The sequence below is a fragment of the Gordonia zhenghanii genome (assembly GCF_021738965.1).
GTDB classification, from domain to species: domain Bacteria; phylum Actinomycetota; class Actinomycetes; order Mycobacteriales; family Mycobacteriaceae; genus Gordonia; species Gordonia zhenghanii.
Map to the genome: position 1 here is coordinate 182,383 of NZ_JAKKOQ010000005.1, position 18,321 is coordinate 200,703.

Below are 18,321 nucleotides of genomic sequence, written 5' to 3' on the forward strand. Positions count from 1 at the left end.
GAGTGACCTAGACTCGCACCATGAGCGAACCCGATGCCGCGCGCCGCGCTGACGACACAGCTGCACCGCTGAGTTCCCGGCGCGTGCGGGCACGACTCGCGCGCCGGATGACGGCGGCGCCGCGCGGCGGCGTGGCGCAAGTGCTTGAACCGCTGGTCACGCTGCACCGGTCGGTGTATCCGAAGGCAGAAGTCGCCGTCCTGCAGCAGGCCTACGACGTCGCCGCGGAGCACCACACCGGCCAGATGCGGAAGTCCGGGGACCCGTACATCACGCATCCGCTCGCGGTGGCGACGATTCTCGCCGACCTCGGCATGGACACGACCACGCTGGTCGCCGCACTGCTCCACGACACTGTGGAGGACACCGGTTACTCACTGCCACAGCTGGAGAAGGACTTCGGTCCAGAAGTCGCGCACCTCGTCGACGGCGTGACGAAATTGGACAAGGTCGCGCTCGGAAGCGCCGCTGAAGGCGAGACCATCCGCAAGATGATCATCGCGATGGCGCGCGATCCCCGCGTGCTCGTGATCAAGGTCGCCGACCGCCTGCACAATATGCGGACCATGCGTTTCCTGCCGCCCGAGAAGCAGGCGCGCAAAGCGCACGAGACTTTGGAAGTGATTGCGCCGCTGGCACATCGCCTCGGTATGGCGACGGTCAAGTGGGAATTGGAAGACCTCTCTTTCGCGATCCTGCATCCCAAGAAGTACGAGGAGATCGTGCGTCTCGTCGCCGATCGCGCGCCGAGTCGGGACACGTACCTGGCGCGGGTGCAGACCGACCTCGACAATGCTCTCGGCGGGGCTCATATCGACGCGAACGTCGAAGGACGACCCAAACACTACTGGTCGATCTATCAGAAGATGATCGTCCGGGGCAAGGACTTCGACGACATCCACGACCTCGTCGGCATGCGCATCCTCTGCGACGAGGTCCGGGACTGCTATGCCGCGATCGGCGTCGTCCACTCGTTGTGGCAACCGATGGCCGGTCGGTTCAAGGACTACATAGCGCAGCCGAGTTTCGGGGTGTACCAGTCGTTGCACACCACGGTGATCGGGCCGGAGGGCAAGCCGCTCGAGATCCAGATCCGTACTCACGAGATGCACCGCACCGCCGAGTTCGGCATCGCCGCGCACTGGCGCTACAAGGAGGGGCGGAAAGGCAAGGGGCGCAAGGCGACCGACGTCGCCGAAGTCGACGACATGGCGTGGATGCGGCAACTTCTCGACTGGCAGCGGGAAGCCGCGGATCCGGGGGAGTTCCTCGAGTCGCTGCGCTACGACCTGGCAGTCAGAGAGATCTTCGTCTTCACGCCGAAGGGCGACGTGGTGACTCTTCCCGCGGGGTCGACACCGGTCGACTTCGCCTACGCCGTGCACACCGAGGTCGGACACCGTTGCATCGGGGCCCGCGTCAACGGGCGCCTCGTCGCACTCGAGCGTCCGCTGGAGAACGGCGAAGTCATCGAGGTCTTCACCTCTAAAGCCGAGAACGCGGGGCCGAGCAAGGACTGGCAGAACTTCGTCGTCTCGCCGCGCGCCAAAGCGAAGATCCGGCAGTGGTTCGCCAAGGAACGTCGCGAAGAGGCACTGGAAGCAGGCAAGGAGGCGATCGCCAAGGAAGTACGACGCGGCGGGCTCCCGCTGCATCGTCTTCTGTCCGGCGACTCCGTGATGGCGGTCGCCAAGGAGTTCGGATTCAACGACGTCGACGCGCTCTACACAGCTGTCGGCGAGGGCCATGTGCCCGCCGGTCGCATGGTGCACCGACTGGTCGCTATGCTCGGCGGCGTCGAAGGCGCCGAAGAGGAGATCGCGAACCGCGCGACCCCGTCGACCGCGCAGAGAACCCGACCGAGCGTGGGCGACAGCGGCGTCGTCGTCGAGGGCATCGACAACGTGCTCGTCAAACTCGCCAAGTGCTGTACTCCCGTGCCGGGCGACGAGATCCTCGGATTCGTCACGCGCGGAGGCGGTGTCAGCGTTCACCGAGCCGACTGCACCAACGCGCAGGAGCTCCGGTCTCAGCCCGAGCGTCTCGTCCCGGTCAGTTGGGCTCCGACGACCAGTGCGGTGTTCCTCGTCGCGATTCAAGTGGAGGCACTCGACCGTCACCGGTTGCTGTCGGACGTGACGCGCGTGTTGGCCGACGAACGGGTCAACCTGCTGTCGGCGTCATTGACGACGAGCCGCGATCGGGTCGCGATCAGCCGCTTCACTTTCGAGATGGCCGATCCGAAGCACCTCGGCCACGTCCTGAACGTGGTCCGGAACGTCGAAGGCGTCTACGACGTCTACCGAGTGACCTCCGCAGGCTGACGGTTCCGCAGACTGACCGAGACGGCTGGCCTGCGGACGCGCCGTCACTCGGAGTCGCTGACCGACGCCTTCGTGATCTCGAGGTCGGCCTTCGGCACACCGTTCTCCTTGGTGGAGTTGGGGCCGATGATCGTGCCTTCCTTGGCGATCTGGTCGATGACCTTGATCCCCTCGGACGAAACCTTGCCGACTACCGAGAGCGGTGTCGAGAGCGTCGAGTCCTTGGTGAAGACGATGAAGTTCGCGCTGCCGGTGTTCGCTTGCTCGGCCGGATCCTGCGACTGCGGATTGTTGGAGTTGATGATCGCGACTGTTCCGCGCGGATAGGTGATCTGCGACTGGGACATGCCCATCTGCGCCATCTGCGGGTCCGGGGGCGTCATCTCCAAGTGGTCCGGAGCCTCATCCGGGGAGTGCCACCCGGGGGTGCCGATACCGGTGCGGGTCGGGTCGCCGCACTGCAGACCCGACAGGGTCGGGCTCTGGGCGAGACGGAAGCACGACGTCTTGTCGTAGTAGCCGTTGTCGGCCAACGACATGATCGCGTTCACGTTGCACGCGGCGTGGCTGCGATCGAGGTCGACGACCACGTCGCCTTTGTTTGTGGCGAGAGTCAACTCCGCGGTCCCAGTGTTCCGAGTCCGCGACTCCGGCTTCGGCGAGGTCCGCTGCTTGGCCGCGCCCTCGCGAAGAGTCGTGAGGAAGGCCTCGGCTCCCGCCTTCTGCTCCTGCGGGATCTGCGGCATCATGTCCTGAAGCTTCTTGATCTCGCCCGGGAAATCTGCGGGTGCATCGGCGTAGTCGCACGTGGTGTGTCGGTCGTTGTCCCAGGAACGCCACCAGAAGTAGCCGCCGACCGCTGCGATCGCGACCACGACGACGCCTGCCGCAGCGATCATCGAGAGGCGACGCTTCTTCGCGGCCTGCTTCTCACGCTCCAGCCGTTCTTCGAGCTTGCGGCGGGCGGCGTCGCGACGCTCTTCGTTGGTCGACACGCTGGTGGAACCTCCTGTAAGCGATGTCCGCGGCGGGAGTCCGCGCGGGGCGGCCCCATGCTATCGCAGTGGTCTGATCAGTCGATGAGACAATGGTTCTTGAGACACGAGAAGAAGGGTGACGTCTGTTGCTGATCGCGGGATTTCCGGCCGGAGCGTTTCAGACCAACTGCTATCTGGTCGCGGAGGGTCCTGGCTCAGATGCGGTCATCATCGACCCGGGTCAAGACGCCGCACCGAATGTGCGGTCGGTGCTCGACGAGTACTCGCTGACGCCGGTGGCCGTATTCCTGACGCACGGGCACCTCGATCACACGTGGAACGCGCAGGAACTCGCCGACGAGTACTCGATTCCCGCATACATTCACGCGGATGACCGGCCGATGCTCACCGATCCCGGAATGGGCATCGGGTCGGCGTTGTCGTCGATGATCGGCGACCTCGAGTTCGTCGAACCGCAGAAGGTCGTCGAATTCGTCGACGGCGAGGACGTCGAAGTCGCAGGCGTCCGCTGGGCCGTCGACCATGCGCCAGGCCATTCGCGCGGCAGCGTTCTGTTGACCCCGGAGCTGCCGGCCGACCCGGAGACGGGGGAGAGGATCTCGGTCTGCTTCTCCGGCGACGTACTGTTCAACGGATCGATCGGACGCACGGATCTGCCCGGCGGGAGCCACCAGCAACTACTCGACTCGATCGCGGCGAAACTGCTGCCGCGCGACGACGACCAGGTGATCCTGCCCGGTCACGGACCGCAGACGACGATCGGCGCCGAACGCACCGGGAATCCGTTTCTCGTCGATCTGCCCGATGTACAGAAGAAGGGACGTTACGGACTGTGAGCGAGTTCTCCGCGCCGAAAGGCATTCCGGACTATTTTCCGCCCGCTTCGGCGGACTTCCTCGCCGTTCGCAATGCGCTGACCGACGCGGCGTACCGCGCAGGCTACGGCCACATCGAACTGCCGATCTTCGAGGAGACGGCGCTGTTCGCTCGCGGGGTCGGCGAGTCGACCGATGTCGTGAGCAAGGAGATGTATACATTCTCCGACCGCGGCGGTCGCACGGTCACCCTGCGTCCGGAAGGCACCGCTGGCGTGATGCGTGCCGTCATCCAGCATGGTCTGGATCGCGGACAGCTACCCGTGAAACTCTGCTATTCGGGTCCGTTCTTCCGTTACGAACGTCCGCAGGCCGGTCGATACCGTCAGCTTCAGCAGGTCGGCGTCGAGGCGATCGGCGTGGACGATCCGGCGTTGGACGCCGAGGTCATCGCGATCGCCGACGAGGGTTACCGCAGGCTCGGCCTGACCGGCTACCGCCTCGATCTGACGTCGTTGGGCGACGACACGTGCCGCCCGCAGTACCGAGAAGCGCTGCAGGAGTTCCTGTTAGGTCTCGACCTCGATGAGCCGACTCGGGAACGCGCCCGCATCAACCCCTTGCGAGTCCTCGACGACAAGCGCCCCGAAGTGCGCGCGGCCACGGCCGACGCGCCGCTGATGCTCGACTGCCTGAGCGATTCGGCGAGCGAGCACTTCGAGCACGTGAAAGCCCACCTGGACGGTCTCGGCGTGAAGTACGAGATCAACCCGCGCCTGGTCCGCGGCCTCGACTACTACACCAAGACGACGTTCGAGTTCGTGCACGACGGACTAGGCGCGCAGTCGGGCATCGGCGGCGGCGGCCGCTACGACGGTCTGATGAAGCAGATCGGCGGCAAGCAGGAGCTGTCGGGCATCGGATTCGGTATCGGCGTCGACCGTACGGTCCTCGCGTTGGAGGCTGAGGGAGTCTCCGTCGCAGGCGCAGGCCGCGTCCAGGTCTTCGGCGTGCCGCTCGGCGCCGCAGCGAAGTCGGCGATGGTCAACCTCGCCGGAGACCTTCGCGCCGCGGGTGTCTCGGTGGACCTCGCGTACGGCGATCGCGGACTGAAGGGCGCGATGAAGGCTGCCGACCGCTCCGGCGCGCGCCTCGCTCTCGTGCTCGGCGAACGCGAACTCGACGACCGAGTGATCGAGATCAAGAACCTCGCCAACGGCGAGCAGGAGGCGGTGTCCATCGACGACGTCCTCGCCCAGGTCCGCCGCCGCCTCGACAGCTGACGCGTTCGCGCACTTCGGCGTCGTTCGCTCACTTCGGGGCCGTTCGCTCACCTCCGGAGAGGAGCGAGCGCATCGCAAGTGAGCGGACGCCGCGTGAGTGCGCGCCTGTGGATAACGGGGGTGCGGTTCGGTCGAGACTGCCGTTCACTGTTCGCATGTGGCCGGTCGATCGATACCGAATCGTGCATCGCGAACTCGCTCTCGAGCATGGACTCACTGAGCGGCGGATCGCGAGAGCTCTGCACGCGGGTGAGTTGCGGGCTGTCGCTCGTGGCCGATACATCCTCGCGTCAGACCTCGCCGGGCGCGACGACGCTGCGGACGTCTTCTACCGCGCACAATGCGTCGCGGCGGCCTCGGGGCCGGGACGGCCCGTGCTCAGTCACGACTCGGCGGCGGCGATCCACCGGATTGCCTTGCTCTACCCGGATCACGAGCACGTCCACGTGACGACCGGACGGGACGCCGGAGGGTCCAGACGGTCCCGACGGATCATCCATTCGGGCCGACTTCCCGATGAGGACGTCGTCGAGGTGGACGGGGTACTGGTGACCAGCGTGCCGCGGACCGCGGTCGATGTCGCTCTCGCGGCCGGCACCTTCCCGCAGGCACTGACGGTGTTCGACGGCGCCGTGGGGACCGCGGCCGACCGTGAGGACATCGAGCGACTGCTCGCGGCGAGTCGACACGGCGTCGCTCTCGCACGCCGCGCCTATCGGCTTGCCGACGACCGCTCCGATTCGCCCGGGGAGTCGTGGAGCAGGGCGCAGATGATCGACGCGGGACTGCCTGTTCCAGATCTGCAGGTCGAGTACCGGTTGGGCTCGGGTCGTCGCGCATTCTGCGATTTCGGGATCGGTGACGTGTTCGTCGGCGAGTTCGACGGCCTCGTGAAGTATCGCCGCGAGATGCGCAAGGGCGAAGCGCCGGAGGACGTCGTCATCCGCGAGAAGATCCGCGAGGACGAACTCCGCGAACTCGGCCTCGACGTCGCACGGTGGATCTGGTCCGATCTCGGCCGGGGACTGATGGTGCCGAAGCTCGCAGCGCACTACGAGAGACTCGGTGTCCGCTCACCGTAGAGGCGTGGGGGCCCCCCCGGGGGGGGGGCCCCCCCCGCTTCGCGTGTGCGCGGACGGGGCGGAAGTGAGCGAACTCGCGTCTACAGGTCGTCGGTGGCGAAGGTGTCGCAGCGGCTCGGGTCGCCGGACTGGTAGCCGGTGGTGAACCAGCGCTGACGCTGGCGCGCGCTGCCGTGCGTCCAGCCCTCGGGGTTCGATCCCGAACCCTGGATCGTATCGTCGCCGATCGCCTTCGCGGTCTGGATGACCGAGGCGATCTGGTCGTCGGTCAGGGGAGCGAGCATCGCGTCGGGGCCGTCGTCGGCGTGCTGAGCCCAGACGCCCGCCAGGCAGTCGGCCTGCAACTCGATGCGGACCGAGCCGTCGTTGCCCATCCGCTGGCCCTTCGCGAGAACGCCGGTCAGGTTCTCGATGTGATGCCCGAACTCGTGGGCGACGACGTACTCCTGGGCGAGCGGGCCGTCCGAGCCACCCATCCTTTTGAGCTCCTGGAAGAAACTCGGGTCGAAATAGGCCGTCTCGTCGCTCGGGCAGTAGAACGGTCCCATCGCCGACGACGCCGCGCCGCAGCCGGTGCTGATGTCGCCCGAGAAGATCTTCATGTCGGGATCGGTGTAACCGTTCATGAGCGTCGGCCAGACGTCGTTGAGGCTGTTCTTGGTGGCGATCAGCCGGCACACGTCGTCGGAGTTGGCCTGATCGATGCTCGTGCACGACTCGATGCGCTGCTGCAGCTCGGACTGGTCCGTCGCCGACTGCTGCGAGCCCATCGAGCCCGAACCGCCCATGAGGTCGCCGGGATTGACGCCGAACAGCAGCGCGACGACGGTCACGACGAGACCGAGGCCGCCGCCCATGGCGATCCGACCACCGCCGCCACCGCCGCCAGCCGAGACTCCGCTGGTGTCGAGCGGCCCGCTTCCCTGGAAAGTCATGGAGTCAGGCTAGCCGGTGCGCTGCGCCTTATGGAGCATCGTCGCGGGAGCGGATCCAGATGTCGCATTGTCCGACCCGAAACGTAGACTGTGACGAGATCATCTTGTCCTTATCAGGAAGGAACCCAGTGCTCCGCACGCATTTCGCTGGATCGTTGCGCCGCGAGGACGCCTCGCAGACTGTCACCGTCGCCGGTTGGGTGGCACGACGCCGCGACCACGGTGGGGTCGTCTTCATCGACCTCCGCGACTCCTCGGGCCTGGTCCAGGTGGTGTTCCGTGACGACGAGGTCGCCGAAGCCGCGCACCGACTGCGGTCCGAGTTCTGCGTGCAGGTGACCGGCGAGATCGAAGCGCGTCCGGAGGGCAGTGAGAACTCCGCGCTGGCGTCCGGTGCCATCGAGCTCAACGCGCGCGAACTGGTGGTTCTCAACGAGTCGGCGCCGTTGCCGTTCCAGCTCGACGAGCAGCCCGGCGAAGAGGCGCGCCTGCGCCACCGCTACCTCGACCTTCGTCGTGAGGGGCCGGCGCGTGCGATCCGCCTGCGTTCGCAGGTGAGCGCTGCCGCCCGCACTGTGCTCGGCGGACACGACTTCGTCGAGATCGAGACGCCGACGCTGACGCGCTCCACCCCGGAGGGAGCGCGTGACTTCCTGGTGCCCGCACGCCTGCAGCCCGGCAGCTTCTACGCGCTTCCGCAGAGCCCGCAGCTGTTCAAGCAGCTGCTCATGGTGGCGGGCATGGAGCGCTACTACCAGATCGCTCGCTGCTACCGCGACGAGGACTTCCGCGCCGACCGCCAGCCCGAGTTCACCCAGCTCGACATCGAGATGAGCTTCGTCGACGAGGACGATGTGATCGCGCTCGCCGAGGAGATCCTCGTCTCGCTGTGGAAGCTGATCGGGCACGAGATCACCGCACCGATCCCGCGCATCACCTACGCCGACGCCATGCGCCGATTCGGAAGCGACAAGCCCGACCTGCGCTTCGACCTCGAACTCGTCGAATGCACCGAGTACTTCGCCGAGACCCCGTTCCGGGTGTTCCGTGCGCCGTACGTCGGCGCCGTCGTGATGCCGGGTGGAGCCTCGCAGCCCCGTCGCCAGCTCGACGCGTGGCAGGAATGGGCCAAGCAGCGCGGGGCCAAGGGGCTCGCCTACGTACTGGTCCAGGAAGACGGCAGCCTGACCGGTCCCGTCTCGAAGAACATCTCCGACGCCGAACGCGAAGGCATCGCCGCACACGTCGGTGCGCAGCCGGGCGACTGCATCTTCTTCGCCGCAGGCCCGACCAAGCCGATGCGTGCCCTCCTCGGCGCGGCCCGCGGCGAGATCGCGAACAAGCTCGGACTCATCAAGGACGGCGACTGGGCGTTCACCTGGGTCGTCGATGCACCGATGTTCGAGCCCGCCGACGACGCGACCGCTGCGGGCGACGTCGCCGTCGGATCCGGAGCCTGGACCGCTGTGCACCACGCGTTCACCTCGCCGAAGCCGGAGTGCCTCGACGGCCTCGAAGAGGATCCGGGCTCCGCAGTCGCGTACGCCTACGACATCGTCTGCAACGGCAACGAGATCGGCGGCGGTTCGATCCGTATCCATCGTCGCGACGTACAGGAACGGGTCTTCGCGATCATGGGCATCGGCGAAGAAGAGGCGCAGGAGAAGTTCGGCTTCCTCCTGGACGCCTTCGCTTACGGCGCTCCGCCGCACGGCGGCATCGCCTTCGGCTGGGACCGCATCACGTCGCTCTTGGCGGGCGAGTCGTCGATCCGCGAGGTGATCGCCTTCCCGAAGTCGGGTGGCGGCGTCGACCCGTTGACCGACGCGCCCGCGCCGATCACGGCTGCACAGCGTAAGGAGTCGGGCATCGACGCGAAGCCCGCACCGAAGAAGGAACAGGGCCAGGCGGCCCAGGAGGGACAGGCGGTCAACGCCTGAGTGAGTCATGACCCTTGTGGCACACGATCGAATCGACTCCGTGCTCGACGCGGCGCAGGACGTCCTCGCGCGTCGGGCGGGGAGTCAGGTTCGGATCGACGACCCGGAAGATCTCGGCGGGTCCGGACGCAGCACCGTGGTGCGCGTCCGCGTCGCCGACAACCCCGTCTCCCTCGACCGCACCCTCGTGGTCAAGGCGTTTGACGACAACTCCGAAGCAGGCCAGGTGTTACGCGAGATCGCGTCGTACCGGTATGCGACGGCGTTGCCGACGGCGTCGCGCCCCGGACCGCAACTCCTCGCATCCGACCTGGACACGCGGATCCTGGTCCTGACCGACCTGGGCAACGGCCGCGGCATGCTCGACCTGCTCGCATCTGCGGACATCGACGAGGTCCGCCGCGGCGTCAGCGCGTGGGGACAGGCGCTCGGCCGGATGCACGCCGCAACCTACGGAGGCGAGGACGACTTCCGCGCCCTTCTCCGCGTGAGCGGGCGAGGCGGCTCCGGAGCTCGGACCGTCGAAGGCCCGCTGAGTCTCGCGGGCATCGGCAGTCAGGCGTCGTCGTCCGTTCGGCGGGCCGACGAGGTCGCCTCCGAGATCGGCGTCGACGTCCCTGTCGAGTTCCGGCGGGTCCTCAATGCGGGACTCGATCTCTTCGACGACGGACGCTTCCGCGCGTTCAGTCCGTGCGACGTCGGTCCCGACAACATCCTCATCAACGAGGACGGCGTCCAGTTCATGGACTACGAGTGGGGCGCTTTCCGTGATGCCCCGCTTGACGTCGGATACGCGTTGACGACGTTCCCGTCGGCACTGTCCGACCAGGCGCTGCAACATCAGGTCGAGTTGGAGTCGGCGCTGGTCGACGCGTGGCGCTCGGAGGCCGGACCGTTGTGGCCCGCGCTGAACGACGACGTGACCCTCGCAACGCTGCTCCTGACGGCGCGGACGCTGTGGACGTGGCTCGGAACCTACTGGATGCTCGAATCGGACACGTCCGGTCACGACTGGGCGTTGCACACGAGCGATCCGCGGGTGGTGACCGCGCGGTGGGCCGACCTCGCGGTCTACGCCGACGACTCGGTCGGCGGCGACGTCGCGGAATCGGTGAGCGCCGTCGCGCACGACGTGCAACGCGCACTGCAACGACTCTGGTTCGAGTGATCGGGCACCGATGACCGGGTCGGACAGCCTCTTCGACGACGTCGGTACCGGCAGTCGCACCACGCCGCAGACACCCGCTCCGTCGGCGCCGCTCGCGGTGCGGATGCGACCGACGACGCTCGACGAGGTCGTCGGGCAGGACCACCTGCTCGGTGAACGCTCGCCGCTTCGACGGCTGATCGCGGGCTCGGGTGGATCGTCGGTGATGCTGTACGGCCCGCCCGGCACCGGTAAGACGACGATGGCGTCGCTGATCAGTCAGGCGACGGGCGGCAGTTTCGAGGCGTTGTCGGCGCTCTCCGCGGGCGTCAAAGAGGTCCGAGCCGTCATCGATGCCGCCCGGCGACGCCTGGTGCAGGGCGAACAGACCGTCCTGTTCATCGACGAGGTCCATCGCTTCTCCAAGACCCAGCAGGACGCGCTGCTCGACGCCGTCGAGAACCGCATCGTGCTGTTGGTCGCAGCGACGACGGAGAATCCGTCGTTCTCGGTCGTCGCACCGCTCCTGTCCCGGTCCCTGGTCCTGCATCTGCGGTCGCTGACCGACGGGGACGTACGGACGGTCCTGGAGCGGGCAGTGGCCGATCCGCGCGGCTTGGACGGCTCGGTCGAGATGACCGGCGAAGCACTCGACCATCTGGTCGCGGTGTCCAGCGGTGACGCTCGACGAGCGTTGACGGCGTTGGAGGCGAGCGCCGACGGCGCCTCGGACGGTCAGATCACCGTCGCGGACGTCGAAGCGGCAATCGACCGCGCCGCCGTCCGCTACGACCGGTCCGGCGATCAGCATTACGACGTGACGAGTGCGTTCATCAAATCGATTCGCGGCTCGGACGTCGACGCGGCGCTGCACTATCTGGCCCGGATGATGGTGGCGGGCGAGGACCCTCGGTTCATCGCACGTCGCCTGATGATCCACGCGAGCGAAGACGTCGGGATGGCCGACCCGACGGCGCTGCAGACTGCGGTGGCCGCCGGACAGATCGTGCAACTCGTCGGCATGCCGGAGGCCCGACTCGCGTTGGCGCAGGCCACGATCCACTTGGCGACTGCCCCCAAATCGGGCTCGGTGACCGCCGCACTCGGGGCCGCCACAGCAGACGTGTCGGCGGGGAAGACCGGGGCGGTGCCCGCCCACCTGCGCGACGGTCACTATGCGGGCGCGAAGAAGCTCGGCAACGCCATCGGTTACCGGTTTCCGCACGACGACCCCGACGGTGTTCTGCCGCAGCAGTATCCGCCCGACGAACTGGTCGGCGTCGACTACTACACTCCGACCGATCACGGTTTCGAACGGGAACTGGTAACCCGCGTGGGCAAGTTGCGCTCGATCATCCGCGGAGTCGCGAGCCGTACCCGCAGACGGTGAACCGCGCCCCGGTAAACTCGCCCCCGAACCATCAGCGATTCTCGACGAAGGACATCCGCAGTGCAGACGCATGACATCCGGAAGCGGTTCCTGGATCACTTCATCCGGGCCGGACATACCGAGGTGCCAAGCGCATCGTTGATTCTCGACGATCCGAACCTGCTGTTCGTCAACGCGGGCATGGTCCCATTCAAGCCGTACTTCCTCGGCGACCAGACGCCGCCGTACGACCGTGCGACCAGTGTGCAGAAGTGCGTGCGCACGCTCGACATCGAAGAAGTCGGCGTCACGACCCGCCACAACACGTTCTTCCAGATGGCAGGCAACTTCTCGTTCGGCGACTACTTCAAGCGCGAGGCGATCACCTTCGCGTGGACGCTGCTGACCAATCCCGTCGACGAGGGCGGCTACGGCATCGACCCGACGCGGCTGTGGCCCACCGTCTACCTCGACGACGACGAGGCCGAGACGATCTGGCGTGACGAGATCGGTGTGCCGTCCGAGCGCATCCAACGTCGCGGACTCAAGGACAACTACTGGTCGATGGGTGTGCCGGGCCCGTGCGGCCCGTGCTCGGAGATCTTCTACGACCGCGGACCCGAATACGGCGTCGAGGGCGGCCCGGAGGCCGACGAGGACCGCTACATCGAGATCTGGAATCTCGTGTTCATGCAGAACATCCGCGGTGAGGGCGGCGGCAAGGAGGGCTACGAGATCCTCGGGCCGCTGCCGAAGAAGAACATCGACACGGGCATGGGGATCGAGCGCGTCGCGTGCCTCCTCCAGGGCGTCGACAACGTGTACGAGACCGACTTGTGCAGGCCGATCATCGACCTGGCCGCGGAAGTGACCGGTCGCGGATACGGCACCGGCAGTAACGAGGACGACGTCCGGTTCCGCGTGATCGCCGACCACGCCCGCACCTCGGTGATGCTGATCGGCGACGGCGTCGTCCCGGCCAACGACGGCCGCGGATACGTCTTGCGCAGGCTTCTGCGGCGTGTGGTGCGTTCGGTGCGGCTGCTGGGCGCGTCGGACCCGACGATGGGGCGGATTGTGAACGCCGTCGTCGACCTGATGAGTCCGTCGTACCCGGAGCTCGAGCAGCAGCGTGCGCACATCGTCGCGGTCGCGGTCGGGGAGGAGGCGAGCTTCTCCAAGACTCTCGCGGCAGGTTCGAAACTGTTCTCCGAAGCCGCCGACGCCACCAAGGCGAGCGGGAGTTCGCAGATCAGCGGCGGCGACGCATTCGCGCTGCACGACACGTACGGTTTCCCGATCGACCTGACACTGGAGATGGCGTCGGAGGCGGGCCTCCAGGTGGACCGGGACGGGTTCGCCGAGTTGATGGCCGAGCAGCGCAGCCGCGCGAAGGCCGACGCGACGTCGCGGAAGTCGTCGCACACGGATCAGACCGTCTACCGCGACTTCCTGGACCGCGGCCCGACCGTGTTCACCGGTTTCGACGAACTCGTCTCCGAGGCTCGGGTCGTCGGCCTCGTCTCAGGCGGCGAGCGGGTGCGTTCGGCGACGCCCGGCACCGAACTCGAAGTGGTCCTCGATCGCAGCCCGCTGTACGCGGAGGCAGGTGGACAGACCGCAGACCAGGGACAGATCACCACGTCCGACGGCGTCCGGCTGTCGGTCAAGGATGTGCAGAAGGTCGGCAAGCAGGTGTGGCTGCACCGCGTGGTCGTCGACGAAGGCGAGATCGCCGAGGGCGACGAAGTCCTGGCCAGCGTGGACGCCGGATGGCGTCACGGGGCGACCCAGGGGCATTCGGGCACCCACCTGGTCGGCGCGGCACTGCGTCAGATCCTCGGGCCGACGGCGACCCAGGCCGGCTCGTTGAACCGGCCGGGCTACCTGCGGTTCGACTTCCACTCGGCGACGGGACTCACCGACGACCAGCGGGCACAGATCGAGCAGATCAGCAATGAGGCCGTCGAGTCGAACTTCCAGGTCAACACCTTCGAGACGGATCTCGACAAGGCCAAGGCGATGGGCGCGATGGCGCTCTTCGGCGAGAACTACGGCGACCGTGTGCGTGTCGTCGAGATCGGCGGACCGTTCTCCATGGAGTTGTGCGGAGGCACGCACGTCGGAAGCTCGGCACAGGTCGGGCCGATCACGGTGATCGGGGAGTCGTCCGTCGGATCGGGCGTCCGACGGGTCGAGGCGTACGTGGGCATGGACTCGTTCCGTTACCTATCGAAGGAGCGGGCGCTCATGGCGGGTCTCGCCTCGTCGTTGAAGGTACCGTCCGATCAGGTTCCAGGCCGTGTGGAGCAGCTCGTCGCGCGTCTGCGCGACGCGGAGAAGGCGCTCGACTCGGCGAAGGCCGAGCAGGCGCGGGCTGCGGTGTCCGGGTTGATCGACCAGGCGCAGACCGTGGGCGACACACTCGTCGTCGCCGGTCGTGTCGCCGACGGTGTGGACGCGAACGGTCTGCGGACCCTCGTCACCGATCTGCGCGGACGTGTCGCCGATCGCAATGCAGTCGTAGCGTTGTTCTCCGCGAACGGCGACAAGGTCCCGTTCGCCGTCGGCACGACCGACGCCGCGCGGGCCGCGGGGATCAAGGCAGGCGACGTCGTCAAGGAGATCGCGCCGTTGGTCGCGGGTCGGGGCGGCGGAAAGCCCGACCTGGCTCAAGGGTCGGGCACGGACGCCTCGGGCGTCGACGCCGCGCTGGTCCGGTTGCGCGACGTCGTCGGGGGTCGATGATCTCGCCTCGTGGCCGTCGTCTCGCGATCGACGTCGGCAGCGTCCGCATCGGTGTCGCGGTGTGCGACCCGGACGGGATCCTCGCCACGCCGGTCGAGACGGTGCGGCGCGCGAAAGACGGCAGTGACATCGCCCGGATCGTCGAGATCGTCGACGAATACGAGGTGATCGGGATCGTCGTGGGACTTCCGCGGACCCTCGCCAACACCGAGGGGCGAGCCGTGAAAGTCGCACGTGGGTTCGCGCGCGCTCTCGACACACAGGTCCGCGACCGCGACGCCGGACGCGACGCACCGATCGAGTTCTATGACGAACGGTTGACCACGGTCACCGCAACTACGGCATTACGGGCAAGCGGCGTTAAAGCGAAGGACGCGCGCGCCGTCGTGGATCAGGCCGCAGCAGTGGCTATTCTGCAGGGATGGTTGGACGCGCACCGGTGAGGTGTTCACCGATGAGGAGGATCGACGCACGTGAGTGATCAAGACCCGACGTCCCGCCGGGGGCAGGGAGATGACGACTCCCGGCGGTACTTCACCGACCGCCCATCGGCGCAGGCCGCAAACAGGCACCGACGTCGACGAGGCCCCGGTGACCCGACGACTACGGGAAGCATTCCCATCGTGCGCGTCGAGAAGTCACTTCCCGATCCGACAATCGAGTACCGGACCCCGGATCCGTCCCCGGGCACGTCGCCGTACTTCGAGGTCCGCTACCGGAGCTCGGAAGAGCCGCGGACCCAGTTCACCGAGCCGCCGCGCCAGCCCGGCCCGCCCGCACCACCCGCACAGCCCGTCCAGCCGCCTCGGCCGTCGAGATCTGCCCCGGACGCCGAATCGCACGTGCAGACCGGACCGATCGACCGTGTCCGGCCGGCCGGACACGCGGTGCCGTTCACAACTGCGGGGCAGGAGGCGGCCGATACGGCGGCCGCGCCCGACCCGCAGTGGGAACCGGAGCCGGCGGCAGCGCGCGAGCGTGCGCCCGAGCGGCCAGCCGAGCCGACGTTCGACGTCCTGGAATCCCGTCCCGGAGAGGTCGGCGAGTACTCACGCGAGACACCGGTCTACCCGCCCGTCGACGAGAGCGATCAGGAACCCGACTTCCTCGACTCCGATTACGGGGACGGGGACGATGGCTATGGGGACGGGGGCTATGGGGACGGGCCGACAGTCGGCGGCGCGATGCCTGCCCGTCGACGCAACAAGCGAGTCCTGCTCGCAGTCGGCGCCATCGCGCTGATCGTGATCCTCGTGATCGCCGGCCTCGGACTCAAGTGGCTCGGTGTGTTCGACTCACGGACCGACTACGACAGTGCGACCGGTTCCGGCTCGGTTCTCGTCCATGTTCCCGAGGACGCCGCGATCCGCGACGTCGGACAGACCCTCGCCGATGCAGGCGTCGTCGGCAGCAAGCGTGCGTTCGTCGACGCCGCAGAGTCCGGCCCGGGCGTCGCGGCAGGCTTCTACGACATGCCGAAGGGGATCTCCGCCAAGAGCGCTATCGACATGATGAGCGGGGCCGACCGTCGCGTCGGCCGAATCATCGTGCCCGAAGGCCTCCAGCTCGATTCGAAGGAGAGCACCGGTGGACACACTCGGCCGGGAATCTTCGAGATGATCGCCGGGGCGACGACCATAAAGACCGACGACGCCGAGTACGGCGTGACCGTCGCGCAACTCGAAGAGGCTGCGGCCGAGTCGTCACCGGACGAACTCGGTGTTCCGTCGTGGGCGCGGGAGAAGGTCGAAGAGCTGACCGGCGACCACCGTCGCATCGAGGGGCTCATCGCGTCCGGGGCGTGGGAGGACATCGATCCGACGCTCGACGCTCGAGAGATCTTGCGGGAACTCATCACGCGCAGCGAGACGCGCTACACGGCCTGGGGGCTGTTGAGCGGCAACGATTCCGGCCTGTCGCCGTACGACACGCTCACCGTCGCGTCGATCGTCGAGGGGGAGGCGCGCAAGGAGGTCGACTTCCCGAAGGTGGCCCGCGTGATCCTGAATCGGCTCGACCGTGACCAGCGTCTGGAGATGGACTCCACCGCCAATTACACCGCGGACGTCCGCGCCAACGACCTACACGGTGCGGCGTACAACAACGACAACGAGTGGAACACGTACAAACACGACGGGCTGCCGTTGACGCCGATCGGCGCTGTCGGCGACCGTGCGCTGCACGCTACGGAGAACCCCGCCGACGGGAAGTGGCTGTACTTCGTGACGGTCGACGAGGACGGTACGACGCTGTTCGCGAAGACCTTCGACAAGCACAAACAGAACCGTCAGGTGGCGTGCCGCAACAAATTCCTGACGGTCGGTTGTGAATAGCGCACCGCCCGCTCGTCGAGCAGCGGTGCTCGGCTCGCCGGTCGGACATTCGAGATCGCCTGCATTGCATCGGGCCGCCTACGCCGCGCTCGGGCTGGACGGGTGGTCGTACGATGCGATCGATACGACGGCGGACGGACTCGCCCAGACCGTCGGCGAGGCGGGCCCGGAGTGGATCGGCTACTCAGTGACGATGCCGTGCAAATCGGCGGCGCTCGCGTTCGCTGACGCCGTCACTGACCGCGCCGAGTTGATCGGCTCGGCCAACACACTGGTCCGTTCTGCAGACGGTTGGCTGGCCGACTGCACTGACGTCGACGGGGTGACCGGTGCGCTCGCCCAGACGGGAATTGCGCAGCCGCCGACCCGCGCGGTCCTCATCGGCGCGGGCGGCACTGCTCGGCCCGCGCTGGCGGCACTCGCCGAAGCCGGAGTCTCCGACGTCGTCGTCGTGGCGCGCGACGCGGGCCGAGCCAGCGGCGTCCTCGAACTCGCCGAGCGACTGTCGGTACACGCGCAGGTGCTCGACTTCGCTCCGAGCAGCGACCTGCGGAACGCGTGCACGTCGGCCGACGTGACCGTCTCCACCGTCCCCGCCTCGGCGGCTGAGATCCTCGCGTCGTCGGTCGCAGCGACGTCGCGGCTCGTCGACGTCATCTACGATCCGTGGCCGACACCTCTCGCGGCCGCCGTCGCCGACGCAGGCGGCACCGTCGTCGGCGGCCTAGTGATGCTCCTCCACCAGGCGTACAACCAGGTGGAGCGGTTCACCGGCAAGCCAGCGCCCAAAGCTGCGATGGCTGCCGCCGTGGGTATCGACCTGCCGTAACCCCTACTCGCCGGTTGTGGACAACGCAGTTGGCACCGGCGTCGCCGTCGACGATGCTCGACTCATGCCTTTCGTCACTCTCGTCCTGGTCGCGGTGTCGGTGGTGTGCGCGGTGATCGATGCGCGGACCGGGCGAATCCCCAACGCGATCACACTGCCTGCGATCGGATTAGTCGTCGCGGTGGGCGTCGTCGCGCCGAGCGTCCTGATCGCCGGGCTCGCGTGTGGAGCGGTGTACCTGTGCGCGTTCGTGTTCCGGGCGTGCGGAGGCGGCGATGTGAAGCTCGCGGTAGTCGTCGGCGGAGCAGTCGGGATCCCAGCCGCAGCGTTGCTGACGGTGGTGCTCGCCGCAGTGCTGTCCCTGGCAGTGAGTGCGGTGACCCGACGGCGTGTCACCGCACACGGCCCGGCGCTGGTCGGGGCCGCCGTCCTCCTCGGGGCGACCGTACTCGTCGTGCGGTGAGCGGGCCCTGAAGACGGCGAATTCGGCGCTTGCCGCGGACTCTGGAAGAATCGAC

At 67.4% G+C, this 18,321-nt stretch carries 14 protein-coding genes; 12 read left to right on the top strand and 2 right to left on the bottom strand.

Features of this window, described 5'->3' with window-relative positions:
* Positions 1 to 20: 20 nt before the first annotated feature.
* Positions 21 to 2,324: a RelA/SpoT family protein gene (locus tag L5G32_RS05600; RefSeq protein WP_237010028.1), complete on the top strand. Its 2,304-nt coding sequence runs from the start codon at positions 21 to 23 to the stop codon at positions 2,322 to 2,324.
* Positions 2,325 to 2,368: 44 nt separating this feature from the next.
* Here the strand turns inward: L5G32_RS05600 and L5G32_RS05605 are convergent, their stop codons facing one another.
* Positions 2,369 to 3,319, bottom strand: a complete 951-nt coding sequence (locus tag L5G32_RS05605; RefSeq protein ID WP_237010029.1) for a peptidylprolyl isomerase — start codon at positions 3,317 to 3,319, stop codon at positions 2,369 to 2,371.
* Between the two features lie 128 nt (positions 3,320 to 3,447).
* Between L5G32_RS05605 and L5G32_RS05610 the strand changes: the two genes are divergently transcribed.
* The 3 genes from L5G32_RS05610 to L5G32_RS05620 all read left to right on the top strand — a co-directional run bounded on the left by L5G32_RS05610 (position 3,448) and on the right by L5G32_RS05620 (position 6,502).
* Entirely contained in the window at positions 3,448 to 4,158 is a 711-nt protein-coding gene (locus L5G32_RS05610; RefSeq protein WP_237010030.1) for an MBL fold metallo-hydrolase, read from the top strand.
* Complete coding sequence (hisS, locus tag L5G32_RS05615; RefSeq protein ID WP_237010031.1) at positions 4,155 to 5,420, top strand: histidine--tRNA ligase; 1,266 nt, start codon at positions 4,155 to 4,157, stop codon at positions 5,418 to 5,420. Before L5G32_RS05610 ends, hisS begins: the two co-directional genes overlap by 4 nt.
* 155 nt (positions 5,421 to 5,575) lie before the next feature.
* Positions 5,576 to 6,502, top strand: a complete 927-nt coding sequence (locus tag L5G32_RS05620; RefSeq protein WP_237010032.1) for a hypothetical protein — start codon at positions 5,576 to 5,578, stop codon at positions 6,500 to 6,502.
* A gap of 80 nt (positions 6,503 to 6,582) precedes the next feature.
* Here the strand turns inward: L5G32_RS05620 and ypfJ are convergent, their stop codons facing one another.
* On the bottom strand, positions 6,583 to 7,437 hold the full coding sequence (gene ypfJ, locus L5G32_RS05625) for a KPN_02809 family neutral zinc metallopeptidase (RefSeq protein WP_237010033.1): 855 nt from the start codon (positions 7,435 to 7,437) through the stop codon (positions 6,583 to 6,585).
* A 128-nt stretch (positions 7,438 to 7,565) separates the two neighbouring features.
* Here ypfJ and aspS point away from each other — a divergent pair, with 128 nt between their 5' ends.
* The 8 genes from aspS to L5G32_RS05665 are packed head-to-tail and all read left to right on the top strand — an operon-like array spanning position 7,566 to position 18,266.
* Entirely contained in the window at positions 7,566 to 9,377 is a 1,812-nt protein-coding gene (aspS, locus tag L5G32_RS05630; RefSeq protein WP_237010034.1) for an aspartate--tRNA ligase, read from the top strand.
* Positions 9,378 to 9,384: 7 nt separating this feature from the next.
* Entirely contained in the window at positions 9,385 to 10,545 is a 1,161-nt protein-coding gene (locus L5G32_RS05635) for a hypothetical protein (RefSeq protein ID WP_237010035.1), read from the top strand.
* Between the two features lie 10 nt (positions 10,546 to 10,555).
* A complete protein-coding gene (locus tag L5G32_RS05640; RefSeq protein WP_237010036.1) occupies positions 10,556 to 11,914 on the top strand; it encodes a replication-associated recombination protein A in 1,359 nt (452 codons plus the stop codon).
* A 60-nt stretch (positions 11,915 to 11,974) separates the two neighbouring features.
* On the top strand, positions 11,975 to 14,641 hold the full coding sequence (alaS, locus tag L5G32_RS05645; RefSeq protein ID WP_237010037.1) for an alanine--tRNA ligase: 2,667 nt from the start codon (positions 11,975 to 11,977) through the stop codon (positions 14,639 to 14,641).
* Positions 14,638 to 15,084: a Holliday junction resolvase RuvX gene (ruvX, locus tag L5G32_RS05650; RefSeq protein ID WP_237010038.1), complete on the top strand. Its 447-nt coding sequence runs from the start codon at positions 14,638 to 14,640 to the stop codon at positions 15,082 to 15,084. The genes alaS and ruvX overlap by 4 nt, the downstream gene beginning before the upstream one ends.
* Before the next feature lie 30 nt (positions 15,085 to 15,114).
* Positions 15,115 to 16,974, top strand: coding sequence for an endolytic transglycosylase MltG (locus tag L5G32_RS19340; protein ID WP_237010039.1), 1,860 nt, complete (start codon positions 15,115 to 15,117; stop codon positions 16,972 to 16,974).
* Entirely contained in the window at positions 16,967 to 17,803 is an 837-nt protein-coding gene (locus L5G32_RS05660) for a shikimate dehydrogenase (protein WP_237010040.1), read from the top strand. The genes L5G32_RS19340 and L5G32_RS05660 overlap by 8 nt, the downstream gene beginning before the upstream one ends.
* A gap of 16 nt (positions 17,804 to 17,819) precedes the next feature.
* A complete protein-coding gene (locus L5G32_RS05665; RefSeq protein WP_237010041.1) occupies positions 17,820 to 18,266 on the top strand; it encodes a prepilin peptidase in 447 nt (148 codons plus the stop codon).
* Positions 18,267 to 18,321: the final 55 nt, after the last annotated feature.